This window comes from Streptomyces sp. NPDC026673, from assembly GCF_040638135.1.
Lineage (GTDB): Bacteria > Actinomycetota > Actinomycetes > Streptomycetales > Streptomycetaceae > Actinacidiphila.
Window position 1 is genome coordinate 22,584 of sequence record NZ_JBEZXR010000076.1, and the last position, 18,921, is coordinate 41,504.

General features: G+C 67.6%; 13 protein-coding genes and 3 pseudogenes. 6 read left to right on the top strand and 10 right to left on the bottom strand.

Translation table 11 applies throughout. The annotated features are described in order from the left end of the window. Positions 1–137 precede the first annotated feature (137 nt). Entirely contained in the window at positions 138–1,091 is a 954-nt protein-coding gene (locus tag AB0F62_RS34625) for an IS481 family transposase (RefSeq protein WP_361808774.1), read from the top strand. Positions 1,092–1,106: 15 nt separating this feature from the next. Here the strand turns inward: AB0F62_RS34625 and AB0F62_RS34630 are convergent. Beyond that, positions 1,107–1,193, bottom strand: a pseudogene (locus AB0F62_RS34630) (IS5/IS1182 family transposase); the annotation flags it as partial. A gap of 48 nt (positions 1,194–1,241) precedes the next feature. Here AB0F62_RS34630 and AB0F62_RS34635 point away from each other — a divergent pair. Then, positions 1,242–1,553: a transposase gene (locus tag AB0F62_RS34635; RefSeq protein WP_361808777.1), complete on the top strand. Its 312-nt coding sequence runs from the start codon at positions 1,242–1,244 to the stop codon at positions 1,551–1,553. Between the two features lie 256 nt (positions 1,554–1,809). Here the strand turns inward: AB0F62_RS34635 and AB0F62_RS34640 are convergent, their stop codons facing one another. The 4 genes and pseudogenes from AB0F62_RS34640 to AB0F62_RS34655 form a co-directional block, all read right to left on the bottom strand. Then, on the bottom strand, positions 1,810–2,457 hold the full coding sequence (locus tag AB0F62_RS34640) for a GNAT family N-acetyltransferase (protein WP_361808780.1): 648 nt from the start codon (positions 2,455–2,457) through the stop codon (positions 1,810–1,812). A 1,529-nt stretch (positions 2,458–3,986) separates the two neighbouring features. Next, positions 3,987–5,372, bottom strand: a complete 1,386-nt coding sequence (locus AB0F62_RS34645; protein WP_361808783.1) for an FG-GAP and VCBS repeat-containing protein — start codon at positions 5,370–5,372, stop codon at positions 3,987–3,989. After that, entirely contained in the window at positions 5,327–6,040 is a 714-nt protein-coding gene (locus tag AB0F62_RS34650) for a leucine-rich repeat domain-containing protein (RefSeq protein ID WP_361808786.1), read from the bottom strand. Before AB0F62_RS34650 ends, AB0F62_RS34645 begins: the two co-directional genes overlap by 46 nt. Positions 6,041–6,071: 31 nt before the next feature. Continuing rightward, positions 6,072–6,387: pseudogene (locus tag AB0F62_RS34655) on the bottom strand (RNA polymerase subunit sigma-70); the annotation flags it as partial. A 59-nt stretch (positions 6,388–6,446) separates the two neighbouring features. Between AB0F62_RS34655 and AB0F62_RS34660 the strand changes: the two are divergent. Then, the gene (locus AB0F62_RS34660; RefSeq protein WP_361808789.1) at positions 6,447–6,575 is read left to right on the top strand and encodes a hypothetical protein; all 129 of its coding nucleotides are present in this window, start codon (positions 6,447–6,449) and stop codon (positions 6,573–6,575) included. Between the two features lie 8 nt (positions 6,576–6,583). After that, the gene (locus tag AB0F62_RS34665; RefSeq protein ID WP_361808792.1) at positions 6,584–6,739 is read left to right on the top strand and encodes a hypothetical protein; all 156 of its coding nucleotides are present in this window, start codon (positions 6,584–6,586) and stop codon (positions 6,737–6,739) included. 176 nt (positions 6,740–6,915) lie between these two features. Here AB0F62_RS34665 and AB0F62_RS34670 read toward each other — a convergent pair whose 3' ends face one another. From AB0F62_RS34670 to AB0F62_RS34685, 4 genes are all read right to left on the bottom strand, one after another. Then, entirely contained in the window at positions 6,916–9,396 is a 2,481-nt protein-coding gene (locus AB0F62_RS34670) for a SpoIIE family protein phosphatase (RefSeq protein ID WP_361808807.1), read from the bottom strand. Positions 9,397–10,183: 787 nt separating this feature from the next. Next, the gene (locus AB0F62_RS34675; protein ID WP_361808795.1) at positions 10,184–12,976 is read right to left on the bottom strand and encodes an AAA family ATPase; all 2,793 of its coding nucleotides are present in this window, start codon (positions 12,974–12,976) and stop codon (positions 10,184–10,186) included. 204 nt (positions 12,977–13,180) lie between these two features. Further along, positions 13,181–13,852, bottom strand: coding sequence for a pyridoxamine 5'-phosphate oxidase family protein (locus AB0F62_RS34680; protein ID WP_361808810.1), 672 nt, complete (start codon positions 13,850–13,852; stop codon positions 13,181–13,183). A 194-nt stretch (positions 13,853–14,046) separates the two neighbouring features. Continuing rightward, on the bottom strand, positions 14,047–16,011 hold the full coding sequence (locus tag AB0F62_RS34685; RefSeq protein ID WP_361808798.1) for a SpoIIE family protein phosphatase: 1,965 nt from the start codon (positions 16,009–16,011) through the stop codon (positions 14,047–14,049). A gap of 612 nt (positions 16,012–16,623) precedes the next feature. Between AB0F62_RS34685 and AB0F62_RS34690 the strand changes: the two genes are divergently transcribed. Further along, the gene (locus tag AB0F62_RS34690; protein ID WP_361808801.1) at positions 16,624–17,832 is read left to right on the top strand and encodes an epoxide hydrolase family protein; all 1,209 of its coding nucleotides are present in this window, start codon (positions 16,624–16,626) and stop codon (positions 17,830–17,832) included. Positions 17,833–18,188: 356 nt separating this feature from the next. Here the strand turns inward: AB0F62_RS34690 and AB0F62_RS34695 are convergent, their stop codons facing one another. Further along, complete coding sequence (locus AB0F62_RS34695; RefSeq protein WP_361808804.1) at positions 18,189–18,608, bottom strand: hypothetical protein; 420 nt, start codon at positions 18,606–18,608, stop codon at positions 18,189–18,191. Between the two features lie 117 nt (positions 18,609–18,725). On the opposite strand from AB0F62_RS34695, the pseudogene AB0F62_RS34700 reads away from it, so the two are divergent. Then, positions 18,726–18,921, top strand: a pseudogene (locus AB0F62_RS34700) (hypothetical protein); the annotation flags it as partial.

Below are 18,921 nucleotides of genomic sequence, written 5' to 3' on the forward strand. Positions count from 1 at the left end.
TAGTCCGACCTAAGTGTTCTGTCCGGGGAGGTTGTGGACGGGTGATGCAGGTCTCGGTTGAGGGATCTTGAAATGGGTGAGGGCCTTCTGGCCTGGTGTGGATTGCGACATCTGCACCGGCGACCAGAAAGGCCCTCGTGCCACACCGTAATGCACCCCTGACCGAGACCGGACGGCTGCGCCTGGCCCGCTGCGTCGTCGAGGACGGCTGGCCGCTGCGCCGGGCCGCCGAACGCTTCCAGTTCTCGCCCACCACCGCCCAGCGCTGGGCCGACCGCTACCGCGCCCTGGGCGAGGCCGGCATGACCGACCGCTCCTCACGCCCGCACCACAGCCCGCGCCGGACCCCGACCCGCACCGAACGCCGAATCATCAAGGTCCGCCTCGCCCGCCGCTGGGGACCAGCCCGCATCGCACACCTGTTGAACCTGGTGCCCTCCACCGTGCACCGCGTGCTGACTCGATTCGGACTGGCCCGCCTGACGCATCTGGACCGCGCCACAGGCCACCCGATCCGCCGCTACGAACGCGACAAGCCCGGCGAGCTGGTCCACGTCGACATCAAGAAGCTCTGCAACATCCCCGACGGCGGCGGCCACAAGATGCTGGGCCGTCCAGCGGGTCGCAAGAACAAGTCCGGCACCGGCTACAGCTACCTGCACACCGCCGTCGACGACCATTCCCGCCTCGCCTACAGCGAGATCCTCACCGACGAGAAGAAGGAGACCGCCACCGCGTTCTGGGCCCGCGCCCAGGCGTTCTTCACCGCTGCCGGTGTCACCGTGGAGCGGGTCCTGACCGACAACGGATCCTGCTACCGCTCCCGCGCCTGGCGCGAGGCCCTGGCAGCGGCCGGGATCGCCCACAAGCGAACCCGGCCCTACCGGCCTCAGACCAACGGCAAGGTCGAACGCTTCAACCGCACCCTGCTCGAGGAGTGGGCCTACGCACAGCCCTACCGCTCAGAGACCGAACGACGAGCCGCGTTCCCCGCCTGGCTGCACACCCACAATCACCACCGCGGACACACCGCGCTCGCAGGCAAGCCACCCGCCAGCCGCGTCCCCAACCTCACCGGGCAATACACCTAAGACCGTGTCCTCCAGGGTGAGGCGCACGAGTCGTTTGTAGCAGCAGAGTGCTGCGGTGAGTCCGAGAAAGGCCAGGTAGTTGCCGGGATTTCGTTCGTAGCGGAGTTCAAGCGGGACGCGGTGGAGCTGGTCCGGTCGTCCGGGCGGACCGTGACCGAGGTCGCCCACGAGCTCGGCGTCGGTGCCGAGGGCCTGCGCGGCTGGGTCAAGCAGGTGAAAGCCGGCCGGGGCGAGGGGCCCGCCGGTGCGCTGACCGGCGATGAGCGGGAAGAGCTGCGCCGCGTCCGCCGTGAGATCGGCACCACCGTTTGGGAGAGCGGCGAGGCTGCCCGCGCCGACGTCTTCCGCTTCATCGAGGTCGAGTACAACCGCACCAGGCCCCGCGGGCATCCCGAGTTCGGGTACCTCACTCCGCTCGAAACCCGAGCCAGGCTGCAGGAAGACTTTACCCCCGCAGCGTAGGCACCCGCTGTCCAAGATCAGAGGGAACTTTACCGGGTGAAGGTGCCCGCCGAGCCGCCCATGCAGTTGGAGGCGGAGAACGTCGCTCTACGCGCCGCTCAAGACCCGTATGGCCGAAGGACTCAGCGCGCAGGACTACTTCGAGATCCGCGACGGTCGTCCGTGATCTGCAGGCCCTGCTTGTGAACTGGGCCGGTGCCTGCCTCATCTGCCACCGTGACGTATCCACCGTCACACCGTCGCTGACCGGGCACGGTTAGGCCTGCGCCGGCCTTGTGGTGCGATAGAGACTGGCGAAGGCCGTGTGGGTGCGCCAGCCGAGGGACTCGTACAGTGCGCGGCCCTGGGCCGTCGAGCCGAGGACGGCGCGGGTGGCGCCCGAGGCCAGAGCCTGCTGCTGGAGCGCCCGCATGACGACGGAGCCGAGGCCACGACGCCGGTGGGCCGGGGCGGTGAGGATCTGGTCCGCCACCGCCACCTTCCCCACCACGCTCATCTGCCCGCGCGCGGCAAGCGCTCCATCGGGAGCCGCGATCAAAACGCGGACGACGTCGCCCCGAGTCCAGCTGCGCAGCGTGTAGTCGGGCGGGAGCGTACCGAGCGTGACCGGCGTCAGCTCGAGGGACATCAGGAATGCCGCCCCGTTGGACACCCACTCCGGTCCTAGCCACGTGCCGACCTGCGCCTCCGGCGAATCGCACGGCTCAGGCAGAAAGATCTTGAGCCACCAGCCTTCCCCTCGCGCCTGCGCGGCGGCCTCGCGCACGCGTGCCTCGTTCGCGTCGACGACCACATGCCGCGCCACCTGCGCGGGCTGCCCTACGTCGATGGTCCAGCCCCACGGTCGGGCCACGGGATCGGACGCCCCTCTCGAGACCACCCAGCCGGACACCCAGTCCTTCACGACGGGCGCATATGTAAGTGATGAACCGAGCATGCAGCTATTACACCACTGGGCTGCGGCAAGCGCCAGACCCGGCCGGAACCGGCCTCGGCGGGCCGGTGGAGCGGGCACGATGCCGGGGTCCCGTACGCCCGGCGGAGTCCTGCGCTTTCCATCATGACCACGCGAGCGGCTTTTCACTGTCAGGGCGGCGTCAGGGTTTGCCGTGGAGCGAGATCGCGGCCTGACCTGTGGGCATAGCCTCATGGCCGGACGCGGGCCGTGCCCGGGTCGCCTGTCCACCGCGCTCCAGGAAGAACAGCAGCCATGTGTCTCTACGTGTACGACGAAGACCCCGAGCCCGCCGAAACGGACCCGGCTGGGCTTCTCTTCGCCCCCGCCCAGTCGGGTTCCGGCGGCTGCGCGCCCCGCTGCTTCCCAGCGGACCGGGCGGACGCCGATGGGGCGGTGCACGGCTACGGCCAGCAGGCCGCAGTCGGCGGCCTGGAGTTGCCGAAATCCCTCAGTCGTACATGATGCTGTTCCGGCCGGCGGATCTCCGCTACGCACCGATGCCTTTGCGGCCGACGAAGCTCCCGGGATTCATACGGTGCCCCAACCTTGCGCTTTCGCGAAGCAGGCTGTCCGAGGGCTGCGGCGGGCGGAGGACACAAGATCAACCTGCCTGACCGGAGTGAGCACCCGGCCGGCATCGACGCTGCTCGGCGGCTTCTCTGAAGTGTCACTTGGCGAGAGCAGCGCGGCGTCCGCGACGATCTGTTGTTCGTGCGGGAGAGGGTAGGCGGACTCCTTCACGTAGCGGCGGGCATCGCGGTAGATGTGGTCGCGTGAGGTGAGGTCGACCTTTGCTTCGCCGTGGACGGTGGTCGTGACTTCCCTGATGTGCCGGGCCCGGTTGTCGGTGAGGTGCCGCTGGTGGCGGAGTTGCCGAAGGCACGGTCGCCGGCCATGGTCGCGGCGTACTTCCCGCTGTCGGGTCGTCGATCCAGAAGGACTGGTTCGGTTCGTGCGGGTTCCAGTGGCGTACGAGTCCGGCGGCGTCGGGCGCTTTGACGGTCAGGCAGCCCCCGGGCGTCGAGGTGATCTGTCCTGTTTCAACCAACCGAGTCGCCGTCCGATTCGTCTCAACGAACCCAGTCGACGCAGGTCGTCGGGACGGAGTTCCGGCCCCGGCCCGCGAGCGACTGTCTCAGCGAAGTTGGTCGCACCTGGTCTGATGCTCGGCGTCGGCTGACTTCGTTGAGACAGGACATGATCCTCGGGTTGCCGGCCGAGGACTGGCGCCGGTGACTGGCGGCCGGTGACGGGGAGCCGTTGACCGGAAAACGCGAAGGGGAAAACGCGGACCGGACCGCAAACGCGTTCGGGACCGGCGAGCCTGTCGCCGGTCCCGTGCGTTGTGCGGCTCGTGGCTGCCGTAGTACGCCGAGGTCCTCAGTTCTTGCCGGGGCCCTGGGCTGACCGCCGGGCTCCGCTTGGGGCACTCGGCAGTCCGCGCCGGTTTTTCCAGCTCCACCCCTTGCCTGCTGTCAGCGGGTGATGGCGGCGCCGAAGTTGGCGTCGTCTGCGGGGGTGTGGAGGCTGCCGGGGGTGAAGTTGGCGATGTTGCCGGTGATGGGGCCGTTCTTCGAGCCGCGCAGGACCCAGGCGGCGCCGGAGTCGGTCTGCGGGGCGTCCTCGTAGGGGGCGGCGGCGATCAGGTCCGCGCGGTTGTTGGCGTTGACATCGGCGAGCAGGACCTGCTGACCGAAGTGGTCGCCGGTCTCCGAGGCCCCGGGCACACCGGTGGTGGACTGCGAGAACGCCAGTGCCCCGCTGCCCGTGGGGCCCTTGGGCCCGCCCTTGAGGAAGACCACGCTGCCCGCGCTGTGCGTGCTGCCGATGGCCTCTCCCGGCACGCCCACCGCGAGGTCCGGGTAGCCGTCGCCGGTGACGTCGCCTGCGGCCAGCGACCGGCCGAACTGGTCCCCGGCCTCGTCGGCACCCGGTACGCCGGGCGTGTTCTGCGTGATCGTCGTCCGGCGCTTGGAGAGGCCGGAGGCCGTACCGTAGTGGATTTCCACGGTGCCGGCCCGGGTGTCCGCGGTTCCGCTGCCGAAGGTGAGCGTCGCGTAGTCGCCGTGACCGTCGCGGTCGAAGTCGGCGATCACACCACCCGAGGACGGGGCCGTCGTCCCGGGGACGCGGGTGACCGATCCGTCCTTGCCGCCCTTCCACAGGCGGCTGCCGTAGAGGGTGTCCTCGGCGCCGTGGGTGGTGATGATGTCGTCGGCTCCGTCGCCCGTCACATCGCCCACGATGAACTCGTAGCGAGCTTGCCTGTGCTCCTCGGTGGGCGCGTCCTCGAAGGGGACGACCGTGCGGCCGGCGGAGACGCCCGCGCGGGTGATCGGGCCGAACTCCACGCCCACCAGGCCGGTGCCGAGCACCAGGTCGTCGTGGCCGTCGCCGTTGATGTCACCGGCGGCCAGTGGGCCGCTGTGCGCGGGCAGGGACAGTGCCACGGAGCCCTTGAGTCCGGTCGGCGAGCCCCACAGCGCGATCGTGGGCCCGTTGTCGGAACGGACGACGAGGTCGGTGTAGCCGTCGCTGTCGAAGTCGCCGACCGCGGTGGTGCGGCCGAAGGCGTCGTAGCTCTCCAGGGCCCCGGGGACGCCCGCTGTCGCACGGCTGATCATCTGCGCGCGCGAGGTCTGGACGCCGGCCCGGGACCCGTACAGGACGGTCAGGTAGCCCGCGTCGTCCTTGCCTCCCACGGTGGCGCCCGGCGCCGCGATGGCCAGGTCGGCGTAACCGTCGGCGTTGAAGTCCGTGACCGATTCGGGCTCGCGAGTGGTTCCGGCCGCGCCCGCGGTGAACGTGGGGCCGATCACGAGGGAGGCGACGGCAACGGCGAGGGGGAGGAAGCGGCGCACGGAGTGTCTCCAGGGAGCACTAGGGGAAAACAGGAACGGGCACCTGTATGACGCGCGAAGCACTCACATGGTTGTGGCGCACCGTATGCACCGTTGCGGCTCGCCGATCCTGGCCGGCGGCGAAACTCGGCTTTCCGCGCCCGGGCCGGTGCGCGCTTGGCTCCAGGGGGCCTGCGGCGTACCCGGCGGGGTACGCCGGCAGGTCGCGCGGCCGCGGCGAGCGCAGGGGGTTGCAAGGAGCGGCGTGGCCGGGGCCGGTGGGGGCTGAGCGAGGCATACACAGCGGGTGCTCCGCCGGCCGCGGGCGCGTCCTGGCGTGCTTTCGGCGGCTGGCTCGAAGGAGCCGAGCAGCTCGCCGCATCAGCTCCTACACCAGGACCGCGCATCCCTGTCGGTCCGGTTGCTTCAGCACAGGCAGGGCGGGGTCGATGTCGTTCCAGGGCAGGTCGGGCTTCTCCAGCGACGGCATCCCCGGTGAGCCGGTCCGGGAGGTGACCGGGCCGGTTGCTCCGCAGGTCGATCTGCCTCAGGAGAGGAAGGCGGGCCAGGGGGTCGGGGAGCTCGGCGACGGCGTTCTCCCGTAGGTCCAGGTGGCGCAGTTCGCGGAGTTCGGCGGTCGACGGCGGGAGGTGCTCGATGGCGTTGCCGCGCAGCCACAGCTCGCGCACGTGTCGGAGTTCGCCGATCGAGTCCGGCAACGAGGACCGTGGGGGAGCCGTTGACCTGGGCGAGGTGGAACGCGGGGTGCCCGCCGACCCACCGCAGCTTCGCCGCGGTGGGTGTGAAGCCGGCCCGCACGAAGGACGCGACCCGCTCGCGCGTCCGGTACCGCAGCAGCTGCCTGGCCAGTCCGGCACCGTCGGAGACCGCCGTCACGTCGGCGGTGAGCATCGCCACCAGCCGCTCGGTGCGCCCCGACTCGGCCGCGGCGAGGAACTCCTCGAGGATCCGGCGCGCGGCCGCGGCATCGACCTAGAGGTCCACGGTGCTCGGCGGCGACCCGGCGTCGGGCGCGCTGCCGACGAGGGCGACTTTGTCCCCGGGATCACTCCGGACGACCTGGCCCGCTACATCATGGTCGTCTCCGAGGGCCTGGCCGTGCACGCCGCGGCCGGCTCCACCGCGGAGGACCTCGCCCGCGTCGTCGACATCGCCCTACGCGCCCTGCCAGAACAAGACACCCGGCGAACCTGCGGCGGATGATCGGCCCCATGAACCCGCCGCTGAGCCTCGGCCGGCGACTCGACCAGGCCCGCGAGAGCGGCTTCATGGACCGCCGCGCCCGCGAACTGGACCTGTTCCGCTCAGCCCTGGAGGGCACGCCGGAATCCTTCGCCATGCTGTTCGTTCACGGTCCCGGGGCATAGGCAAGTTCGGGCTCGCGGTAGCTGCGGAGGGCGGGGACGAGGTCTGGATGAGTTGGAAACGCAGTACGGTGCGCCGATACGGCGGGCGAGTTGGAGGGATTCACGGGCGGCAGCCGCGGCGAGTTCGGGTTCTTTGAAGTTGAGGCGACTTTCGGCTTGTTGTTCCCCTATGCGGCTCACATGTCTGTCGGGGGTTTACACGGCAGGTCTTGATCGACCCAGACAAGTTTGCCGCCGGGCGCGGACCGGAAGCCCCACCTGCGGGACAGGCGAGCAACCATGAACAGGCCCCGGCCGTTTTCGTCGACGGTGCGAGCGTGGCGCAGGCGTGGGTGGCAGCCTCCACTGTCGAAGACTTCACAGGTCAGGACTTGGTGCTGGATGAGTCGCAGACGGATGGGGCCCGCGCCGTGGCGGATGGCGTTGGTGACTAGCTCGCTGACGATCAGTTCTGTGTTTGGCACGAGATGATCCAGGCCCCATTCGCTGAGCTTGCGGGCGGCGATGTGCCGGGCAGTGCGCACGGCGGTCGGCTCGGTGGGGAGGTCCCAGGAGGCAATCTGGGTCGCATTGAGTGTGCGGGTCCGGACGAGCAGCAAGGTGACATCGTCCGATGGTGTCTGAGTCGGCAAGGCTTCGATCACGGCAGAGCACAGGTCTTCCAGGGGCCTGCCGGCCCGCGTGAGGGCGGAGCCCAGGCGGTGGATGCCGACGTCGATGTCGTCGTCACGGGACTCGACCAAGCCGTCGGTGTAGAGCGCGAGCAGACTTCCCTCGAGCAGCTCTACTTCAACGGCTCCGAAGGGAACAAGCCCGAGGCCCAGGCCGAGCGGGGCTCCGGTGGGCAGGTCGGGAAAGGAGATCCGGCCCTTTGGGTCGATGATTGCGGGTGGGAGGTGCCCGGCTCGTGCCATGGTGCACTTTCGGGTGACTGGGTCGTAGACGGCGTACAGACAGGTGGCACCGACCACCGCGGGTGTCTCCTGTGTAGCGTCGGCGTCTTCCTCGGTCAGCCTGCGGACGGTGTCATCGAGGTGAGCGAGCAGTTCATCCGGGGGCAGTTCCAGGTCGGCGAGGGTGTGGACGGCGGTGCGGAGTCGGCCCATGGTTGCGGCGGCGTTGATGCCGTGTCCGACCACATCGCCGACGACGAGGGCTACCCGGGCGCCGGACAGTGGGATCACGTCGAACCAGTCGCCCCCGACGCCGGCGTCCATGTCGGCCGGCAGGTAGCGCGAGGCCGCCTCCACCGCGACTCCGCCCCTCAACCGGTGGGGCAGCAGGTTGCGTTGGAGTGTCAGGGCTGCGGTGCGTTCGCGAGCATACTGGCGGGCATTGTCCAATGACAGTGCGGCCCGGCTGACCAGTTCTTCGGCCAGGAGCAGGTCGCCTTCCTGAAACGGGACCAGGTTCTTGGTACGTGCGAATACCGCCACGCCCAGCACCGAGCGTCGCGCGCGGATGGGCACGACCATCAAAGAGTGCACCCCGTTCTCACGGATCTCTGCCCGACTCGCATCGTGGTCGATCCACGTCCCAGGCGAGGTGTCCAGCACCGGCTCCAGGTGAGACCTGCCGGTGCCCAGGACTGTTGCGAGCGGTGAAGTCGGTGAAACCAGGACGGGCTCGCCACGCATCCACGGCGACTTAGGGATACCGGGATGAACCGAGGCCAAACCGACACGGCGCAATATGGAGGGGCGACCGCTTGTGGAGTCGCTACGACGAGCGGACTCTTCTCCGAAAGGAACCGAATCTGCGAGGTCGACGACTGCGTGGTCGGCCAGTAGAGGCACGGCAACGTCGGCCAGTTCCTGCCCGGTCTGCATGAGGTCCAAGGTGTTGCCGATGCGTGTGCCGGCCTCGTTGAGGACGGCGCGGCGCTCGCAAACGTTCTGGGTGTCAGTGACGTCCACGATCACGGAGCACACTTCCGCCGCCTGGCCGTCTGCGTTCTGGAGACAGAAGAGGGACACGGAGTATGCGTGCTCGCGGCGTGGATTCTCCGCCGGCCACGTCCGGTACTCGTGGATCACGGTGGTGCCGGTTTCCAGCACCTGCCGCATGACTGCATCGAGTGCCTGGGTCTCGAAGCCGGGCATGGAACCGGTGAGTCGATGTCCGAGCCGACGGTCACGGGGAATGCCATCGTGGCGCTCCATGACGTCGTTCACCCAGGTACAACGTAGCTGCGGGTCATGAACGATGATGCCGATCGGTGCGCGAATGAGCAGCGACTGCCGCATCGGTCCGTTCGCCATCCCCGAGGAGACCGCGTCCATGTCGGTCAGGAATACCAGCCACCGGAGGGTGGCGCCCGGCCCCCGAAGCAGCGAGAGACGCACGCTGAGGTTGAGTGACCGGCCGTCGCGGTGGGGGACCGCCGCGGTACCGGACCAGCCACCCCGGGCACGGCATTGTTCGCCGAACGCCGACACTCCCAGCGCTTCCTCGACGGATGGCAGCACGCGCGCGGCGGACCGGCCCAGCACCTCCTTGGCGCAGTACCCGACAAGTCGTTGCGCGGCTGGCGTCCACCCGACCACCAACCCTTGGTTGTCGATCATCGCCATTGCGGCGTCGGTGATCTCGCAGGGCCTCAGCGGCTCAACGACTGCGGTTTCGCCAGTAGTTGTCATCGCAGCTTGTCCCATCATATGCACGATGCGGGAAAGGTGGAGTCTCGTGAGTTCCAGAGAACCAGCCGCAGAGGCGTGTGGGGGCGGTCATGGAGGCCTCCCTGGGTCCTGGCCTGCTGGTACAGGTACTGCCAGGCCCCCCATGCTTGTCGCGGTATGTACTGACCCTGGATTTCGGCAGAGCGGATTCGACTATGCGACGACGGGCGACACTCGCGAACTGCAAAAAAATTTCACAGCCTGGCACAGTGAATAATGTATGAGATTCCCCGGGAACTTCCACAGACCCGATTCCTCGACATGTGCAGGCCATGCCGCGACCGTGAAAGCTTCAGCATAGATATGTGTCGACATCAAAAGGAGCGGCAGTCGATGGCACCCCATATGCCGATTCGGCCACCGCTTCGAGGGCTCATCTTATTGAGCCCCCAAACCGGTCTTCGTGAGCCTTTCCGAATCGGGCGTCGAGGGTTAGCCTCGACATATGGACAAGGCGTCGGCCCGTTCGGAATGCAACAAGAAGCTCGGCGATTTTGGAAGAATTCTCCCACGGCACCAGACACTGCCGGCATACCTTGCCGAGCGAGGTCGCCTGGACTACGAGACTCTCGCCTTTCCTGCGACCCGGACCAGTGATTGTTCGTGAGCACACCCGAACCCGGCTCATCCTCTTCCGTAGCCTTGCGCAACCTTGCCAACCGGATGGGCGCCGACGCGGATTCGAAGTCGCCTCCGCTTCCTGGCCCCTGGAGGAAGGCTCCGGGGGCTTGCCGAGCAGCGGGCATCACATGGTTACCCGGCCGTGTCAGGATTTCAGAGCGTCTCCCAGCATGCTGCGGGAGGTGATTCCGAGCTTCGGGTAGATCTGGTAGAGATGGGCACTGACAGTCCGGTGGGAGAGGAACATGCGCTCCGCAACCTGTTTATTTGTCAGTCCCGAGGCCACCAGCCGGGCTATCTCCAGCTCCTGGGTTGTGAGGGTATGAGCCCTTGGCGTTCCGTCGTGCCGCCTGCCGAGGCCGGCGGCACGCAGTTCCGCCTCAGTTCGTTCCACCCAGGGCTGAGCTTTGAGTTGCTCGAAAGTGGTCAGCGCTGCGCCCAGCGGTTTCCTGGATTGCGCGGTTGCTTTGATGCGTCTCAACCGCTCGCCGTAGGCCAATTGCACGCGGGCGAAATCGAACGGCCATCGCTCTGCACTGGGTACCGCCAAGGCTTGTGTGAACAGCTGCAGAGCTTCGTCGTCGTCCGTCGTTGCCAGGGCGGCGGAGGCCTCCATCAGCAGGGCGTGTCGTGATGAGATCGCGGCCACGTCGGCGTCCCGCATCGCGCAGACATGATCCGCCGCCTCGGATTGGCGGTTCGTCCGTACCGCAGCTTCAACCAGGTCCATCGCCACCCACAGGGCATGCGGTACGTGCGAGGCAAGACTCCCCGCCGGGCTGACTGCAGATGCGTGCTCGTAGGCGCCGGTGAAGTCACCGCTTCCCAAGGCCGCCACTGCTGCCGCGTGGTGACCGTAGTGTGCGGCGCTGGATGCCCCGCGAGGTGTAGCCCAGTGAATGATCCGCTCGGCTATTGCTCTTGCTTGGTCCGCTTCCCCGCGGGCACCAGCAAGGATGGCCTGGATGTACTGGAAGTACCACGCGAATGCGCTGTAGCCGTGCATTTCGCACAGCTGGGCTCCCTCGTCCGCCAGTTGCGTTGCCTCGTCCCATACTCCGGTGAGGTAGTCGTCCAGGCAGAGGAGGATCAGCCCTGCCAGGTATTGGCGGGCAGGGCCGCCATCGCGCCCCATGCGAACCACCCGCCATGACGCCGCGCGGACGCTGCCGAGACGGTCCAGGTACACAGCTGCGGTACCGATACGTGTGAGTCGGACGGGGTCGGTGGTGTCGGCCAGTTCCGCGACCAGCTCGTCGAGTTCTTCCGATGCTGCGGCTGCCGTCCGCGCCGGATCGGAGAATGTCTTGCCCAGCGCGGACAGGAGCAGGGGCGTCTTTGGCTTCAGCTGCTCCACGGCCCGGAAGTATGGCCGCCACAGGTCGGGTCGGGCTCCGAAAAAGCCGACCAGCGCAAGCGTGTGCAAAGCGTCTACGAGCGCCGGGTCGTGGGCGTCGTACGCGTGGGCTCCCGTTTCAATCGCACAGACAAGCAAGCGGTGCGCGGCGTCTACGTCACCGTCGCCGTTGAGAACGAGCAGGGCGGCGGCTGCCGCCGAGTGCAGGGAGTCCTTCAGGTCTGTGGCTGTGTGCCTGGCTTCGTCCAGGAGCCTTTGGGCGCTGGGCAGCGCACCGGTGGACTCGGCACCGATATAGGCCGCCTCGGCGAGTCGGCGGCCGCAGTCCGACCCGTCGGGGCTGAGGTCTGCGGCGCGGATCAGTGTCCGCATGCTGCCCACGGCGTCACCGCGTCGCAAAGTGATCCGCGCCGCTTGCTCCAGCAGGCCGGCCACATCCTCATCCGGTTCCAGCGTTGCCTCGCCCAAATGCCAGGCCCGGCGTTCGGGCTGGTTCACAAGCACCCGGGCGAGTACTGCATGCAGCGCGCGCCGTTCGCAGCTGGTGGAGTTCTCCACCACCGCGGAACGGATCAGTGGATGACGGAACTGCAGTCGCCGTTCCCCTTCGTCAACGTCCACCAGTCGGTCACGCTCAGCGGGCGCCAGGTCCTCCAAGTCGTACCCGTCGTTCGCCTGCCGCGAGGCCGCCTGCAGCACCCCGAGATCGCCCGTGCCCTCCAGCGCGGCCAACAGGAGCAGACGCTGCGACGGTCTGGGCAGCCCGGTGACCCGGCAGCCGAACACTGCCTCCAGACGCTGGCTCAACGGCAGTACGGTGGGGACTTGCTCAGGGGCGGGACCGCTTGTCCTGGGTAGCGCGGACGGTAGCTCCAGCAAAGCCAGCGGGTTGCCGCTCGCCACCGTCAGCAGGCGCTGACGACAACTGGCGGCAAGGTCCGGGAACCTTGTGTTGACCAAAAGAGTCGCCGACTCCTTGTCCAGCGGCTGCAGCCGGTATTCGGGCAGAGCACCGCCGTCCAACAGGCACCGCGATCCGGAACGCGACGCTGCGAGAAAGCTCATGCGGATGCCAGCCGCTCGCCGCGCGACGAAGCCCAGCACGGCCGCACTCACCCGATCGAACCAGGGGAGATCATCAACCACCAGCAACAGCGGGCCACCGGCGGCCATGGCCTGTAGGAGGAGGAGCACTGCGTTGGAAACCACCAGCCGCTCCGGCGGCGGGCCGCTTTCGAACCCGAGCGCGACACGCAGGGCATCCCGGAAGGGCTCCTCCAACCCGCAAATCTCGTCCTGGAACGGAAACAGGACCTGATTGAGACCCGAGTAAGTGCAGTTCGCCTCGAACTCCACTCCGGAAGCCCGTATAACCCGGATCCCCTCCGCGTGGCCCTGCTGGGCAAGTGCGTCCAGCACCGCTGTCTTGCCGACTCCCGCCTCCCCCGACAGCAGCAGCGCTCCACCCCCAGCTCCCATGCCCAGAAGGTCACGGATCTGCTGCAGGTCGCCTCCACGACCGATCAGAGAGCCGACGGTGCCGCATGTGGGGGATGTACTACCGATCACTTCACGATTCATTACTGTTTGTCGGCCAGAGAGCGTAGACCGAGAAGGAAAGACAACGACGCGCTACCAAGCTCCGGAGGGGCGCAGCGTCTGGACGAAGAGCGGCTTTCCTAGCGGACAGCCATTGGCGCCAGCCGGCCGAAGTCGTGCGTGGCACTTTGGGCGCCGTCGTCGTGGGCGGCGTCCCAGGGGTGGATGAGCATGCGCTGTATCCCTTCAGCGCGCCGTGAGGTAGCCGGGGACGGGGAGGGACGGATCGAGGTCGTCGGCGGGCTCGGGCGCGCCGTAGGAGCGCGTCACCGGCAGCACGCCCGCCCAGTGGGGGAGCGCGAGGTCCTCGGGGTCGTCGCCGGGGCCGCCGGTGCGCACCTTGGCCGAGACCTCGTGGAGGTCGAGGGCGATCACGGCGGTGGCGGCGAGTTCCCTGGCGTTGGCGGGGCGCGCGTCGGCGGAGCGGCCGGGCACGATGTGGTCGACCAGGGCGTCCAGCGCGGTGGCGCGTTCGGCGGGGTCGGTGACCTGGCGGGCGACGCCGTGCACCACCACGGATCGGTAGTTGATCGTGTGGTTGAAGGCCGAGCGGGCCAGTACGAGCCCGTCCAGATGCGTCACGGTCAGGCACACCGGGAGCCCGGTGTCCTCGCCGGCGCCGCGCAGTGGACGCGAGCCGGTGGAGCCGTGCACATACAGCCGTTCGCCGACGCGGGCGTAGAGGGTCGGCAGCACGACGGGTGCTCCGTCGCGGACGAAGCCGAGGTGGCAGAGGTAGTCCGCGTCGAGGATGGCGTGCATTAGGTCGCGGTCGTAGGAGGCGCGCTCGCGGCTGCGGGTCGGGACGGTGCGCTCGGTGGCGGCGTAGGCGCCACAGGACGAAGGCGGGGCAGAGATATGGTGTCCTTTTGCACTAGTGCATAATGTTGTTTGTAGTAGTAGAGTATACGTTCGCTTCGGCTGACGAAAGCCGTGGACCTGCCGAAGCCGACTGCTTTGTAGTGCTCGGCGAAGAGGCCGCCAGCCGGATCGGCCCAGTTGATTTGGGCGTTGTGTGTCTCTGGCGTTGAAACAGGAAGCCGATGGGGGAGTCATGTGCGCCTGATGACCAGTACGGCCACGTCGTCGAGGTGGTCCACTGCGACCGCCGCGTTGAGGATCTGGTGGGCGGTCGCCTCGGCGTCCAGGCCGGCATGGAGCGCTTGCGCTGCGACTGTTCCTGCTCGCTCCAGTCCCGCCTCCAGCGTCAGACATGGTCCTTCAACGACACCATCGGTGACCAGAACCAGGGCGGTGTCCCGGTCCAGTGCGAAGGTCTCCTCGGCATAGTCGTTGCCGGGCAGGACGCCCAATACCGGACCGCCCGGTAGTTCGTGGACACGGTGGCTTCCGTCGGTGCGCACGCACAGCAACGGCACATGGCCGGCGCTGGCACCGGTGACCTGTCCGTGGTGCGGGTCGATGTACAGCATGGTGCAACTGGCGAATCGTGTCGCGTCCATCGTGACGAGCAATTCATTGGCGCGCGTCAGCACAGCCGCCGGGTCCGACTCGTGGGCCGCGATCGCGCACAGGGAAGCGCGCACCTGTCCCATGAAGGCGGCGGCATCAACGTCATGCCCCTGGACGTCACCAATCTCCACCGCCACCCATCCGTCTGACGTCACAAAGGCGTCGTACCAGTCTCCACCGATGTCGAGCCCGTCCCGGCTGGGCTGGTAGCAGGCGGCGACTTCCAGGTTTGGGAGGTGCTGGGGAAGAGTGGGGAGCATGCTCTGCTGGATTGCCGCGGCCAACTCGGCGCGGGCCTGTTGCAGCCGAATGCGCTTCAGGGCCTGGCCGGCCAGGTCGGCCAGGGTACTCATGTGGGCGCGGTCGTCCGATGACCACTCGTGCGGGCGGTCGTAGATGACCCCCCAGGCGCCGAGCGGCTGGGCGCTGCCCGGAGTGAGCGGGACCATGGACACGGCGGCTACGGACTTGAGCCACGGAGCACCCACAACCTGGGGGGCGAGGCGTATGAGCTCCTCCCGGCTGCCGACGAATTGCGGCGTACCGGAAACGATCACGTCGGTCAGCGGATGCGACTCGTCCAGTGAGAGGCCGTGCATGGCACCGGCCACTTGTGGACCGACCATGGCATCGGACGAGACTTGCAAGCGGCGCGTGCGGTCGTCGACGAGTGCGAGATAGGCACCAGTGCCGCCGAAGGTCGCGGCGACCCGTGTGAGGACGGCCTGCTTCAGCTCCTGCTCGGTGGCGGCGGTGATCAGGGCGGAGGCGAAGGCTGCGATCTCGTCGGTGCGCTGCCGTTCGGCCATGAGCGTGGTCAGTGCTCTTTGCCGGCGCGCCTCGAATCGGGTGTCATCGCGGATCACCCCGAAGGCTTGCTCGGGCCCCCCGTAGCCCAATTGAATCCGACGGACCTGGCAGGCCAAATGGTGCCATCGGCCCTGCTCGGAATGGAACCGCAATGTGACCCACGGGGACTGGGCGGCGGTCGATCGCAGGAGCCGCCCCAACGCTTCCCGGTCGGCCGGGTGAACCCGCCGGACCGCCCCGACCATGGAAGCCGATGCCTCCGAGAAGAGCGCGGCAAGCGCTGGTGGACCGCTTACCCATGTCAAGCGGTGCTCCAGGGGTGAGTATGTGCACAGGGCGAGCTCGGCGGCCTCGGCCGCCAGCCGGAACGGAATGAGCAGGCCATTAAGGTCGTTGCGCGCGTCCACCGAGTACAGCCACACCAGCCGCTTACCATCTGCAGGATCGTTCACCGGCCGAGCCTCGATGAGGCTGACCACCGACGCCGAGCCCACTCCTGCAAACTCCAGCGCCCGTATGGCCACCGTCTCCGTCGTGGCCCCGTAAGCCAGAAGGCTCGCGGCCGTAGCCCGCTGGCTTTCGGGTAGCAGATCGCAAAAGCTGCGCCCCAGGCACTGCTCCGCCGGCCTGGCCAGGACTGTGGCCATGGCGGCGTTGAGGGAGCGAATAGCGCCCTCCGCAGTCAGCAGTGCCGACGGATCAGTCCTTCGAATGAGTTCGTCCAGGGCGTCCACCTGTCGCTCCCGTCCCTGACGATCACCGAGAGATGGCTCTCGAGGCACTTTTCCATCGTATTGCGCATTATTCGTGCCGGTATGCCCGCACTGGTGCCGGGACGGCCGAACGCAGCGGAGGCACGGTCCTGCGCCGCCACGTGAAGCCCCCTATTCCGGTATGCGCCAGAACAGTCGCTGACGAGGTAAGAGCCACGGGAACGGCCACCTTGAGTCCGCCCGCGGGAACACTCTGTAACTGACGTTGGGGGTCGTCACGCGCAATGCTCCTCGCGGCAGCGGAGAGTCGCGGACACGTGGGAAAGGTCGCGATGCGGCTGCGACTAGGTCACCTCATCTACCTTTCTCAGTCAACAATCCCATGCGATTCTCCTTGTTTGCGTCACCTCCGTGCGAGCTTACTTAGAAATATCGGAGTCTCCCGACGAAAAACTAAGTCATGTAGCAGATCGCAAGGTTCCCGTCCCGGCAACATCATTGACGGCGTCGGCGCAGGACGGCTTGCACGCCCCTGTGTCGGCCGACCGGGGCGAGGTATTCCCCCGGTGAAGAACCCCTGGATACCAGGTGGCTCTTAATCCGCTTTAGGCTGAGAAAACAAGGAGACGGACAGTGTCTGACACTTCCGCATCGACGGCGATCAGGCCGTTCACGTTCGAGTTCCCGGACGCGGCGCTCGAGGATCTGCGGGCCCGCATCGTGGCGACGCGGTGGCCGGAGAGGGAGACAGTCGCGGACCAGTCGCAGGGCACGCAGCTGGCCACGATGCAGGAACTGGCGCGCTACTGGGCATCGGAGTACGACTGGCGCAAGGTCGAGGCGAAGCTGAAGGCCGTACCGCACTTCATCACCGAGATCGACGGGCTGGACATCCACTTCATCCACGTCCGCTCGAAGCACGAGAACGCGCTGCCGCTGATCGTGACGCACGGCTGGCCGGGATCAATCATCGAACAGCTGAAGATCATCGAGCCGCTCACCGATCCCACTGCACATGGAGGTAACGCCGAGGACGCCTTCCACGTGGTGATTCCGTCGCTGCCCGGTTACGGGTTCTCGGGCAAGCCGACCTCTTCCGGATGGAACCCCGAACGCGTCGCCAGCGCCTGGATCGAGCTGATGCAGCGCCTGGGCTACACCAAGTACGCAGCCCAAGGCGGCGATTGGGGCTCGATCGTCGTGGACCTCATGGCCCTTCAGCAGCCCGAAGGCTTGGTAGGCCTCCACACCAACATGCCCGGCATCTTCCCGCCCGCCGTCGAGGCCGCGATCGCGGCCGGAAACCCGCTGCCGTCCGACATCGTCCTCGCCAACGACGAGGAGAAGGCCGCGGTCGCCCAGCTGGACTTTGTGTACCGGCACGCCTACTACGCCTTCATCATGGGGTCGCGTCCCCAGTCGCTCACGGCCCTCGCGGACTCTCCCGTCGGTCTGGCGGCCTTCCTGCTCGACCACGACCGGGACAGCCTCGACCTGATCACCCGCTCCTTCGCAGGGCACACCGAGGGCCTGACACGTGACGACGTCCTGGACAACATCACGCTCTTCTGGCTGACCAACACAGCGATCTCCGCGTCCCGTCTGTACTGGGAGGACATCAAGGCCGGGATCTCCTTCTTCGGGGCCAAGGGTGTCACCCTCCCGGTCGCGGTAAGCGTCTTCCCCGAGGAGCTCTACGAGGCACCTAAGAGCTGGTCGGAGCAGGCGTACCCGAACCTCATCCACTACAACCGGCTTCCCAAGGGCGGTCACTTCGCCGCGTGGGAGCAGCCGGAGCTCCTCGTCGATGAGCTCCGCACCGGCCTGCGCTCGCTGCGCTAAAGCGAAAGGCCGTTGCAGGTACTAGCCCGCCGAGGGCGGCCGAGTCGCTCGGAGTTGAGCGACTCGGCCGCCCTCGGGTGTCAAGCGGGGGCGATCGGCCCGGCGATTCGTACGGCGCAGTCCTCCTGTGGGTCTGGCCCCGCTGGCACAACGCCCGCGCCGACCCGAAAACCAACTTCGCCCCCGACTCACCGATCCGCACCTGGACCGATTACCCGGCCAAGGCTGCGTGACAAGCCACTAGAGAGGGCCCCTGCGGGGTGTCACCCTGCGTCGTCTGCTGGCTGAAGTCCATGCCCGACGGGGCACGGCGGACGTTCCCGAGACCCCGCGGCCGGGCCAGAGCTGGTGGCTGATCAGGATTCGGGGCAGAGCGTTCTGCGCAGCCCGATGTTGATGTGACGTCCGTCGTCATCGGTCAGCGTGACGCCGTCGTAGGAGAACCGCTGTGCAGCACTGTGGTCCGGGTTCGTCGCGTCGCCGTCGAGGGCCGCGCACTGGTTGCGGGCCGCGTTGATGGCCTTGTCCTCGTCATGGGTGAGATTGCTGTTGACGTCCATGACGGCCGCGAGGACGGCGTCACGCTTGGCGCCGGTGGGCTCGGGTGGCATGCCGGCGTTCTTGGCGGCATCGCTGTTGTCCGCGGTATTCGACGCCTCGGATGTGGCGCTCTTGCTGGTGCCGGCCCTGCTGTCGCTGTCCTTGTCACTGCTGCAGCCAACGACGGTGACGGCGAGTATGGCGGCGATGGCCGCGGTGGTGGCGCGGATGCGCATGATCCCCCCTGGTGTGATGCGAGTAGGAACATGCTGCGACAGGCGGGGCGCTTGGGCTGCAGCGGAGACAGAGTTGTGACGTGCTGCGGACGCGCTTGAAGCGATCCCGTCCCCCGTGTGCGCTCACTGACTCCAGGACGGATCGCCGCGCTGTTGCTCGCGATGCTGCGGCACGATCAACGCCTGCTCGGCTATGCCGGCCGCAATGGCGTGCCCGAGCCGCATCGTAAGGACTTCGTAGCATCTCCGGCCGGGACAGAAGGGCTCCACATCGCGTGGAATCAGTCGTGGAAGCGCAGCGTGGGGAGGCAAG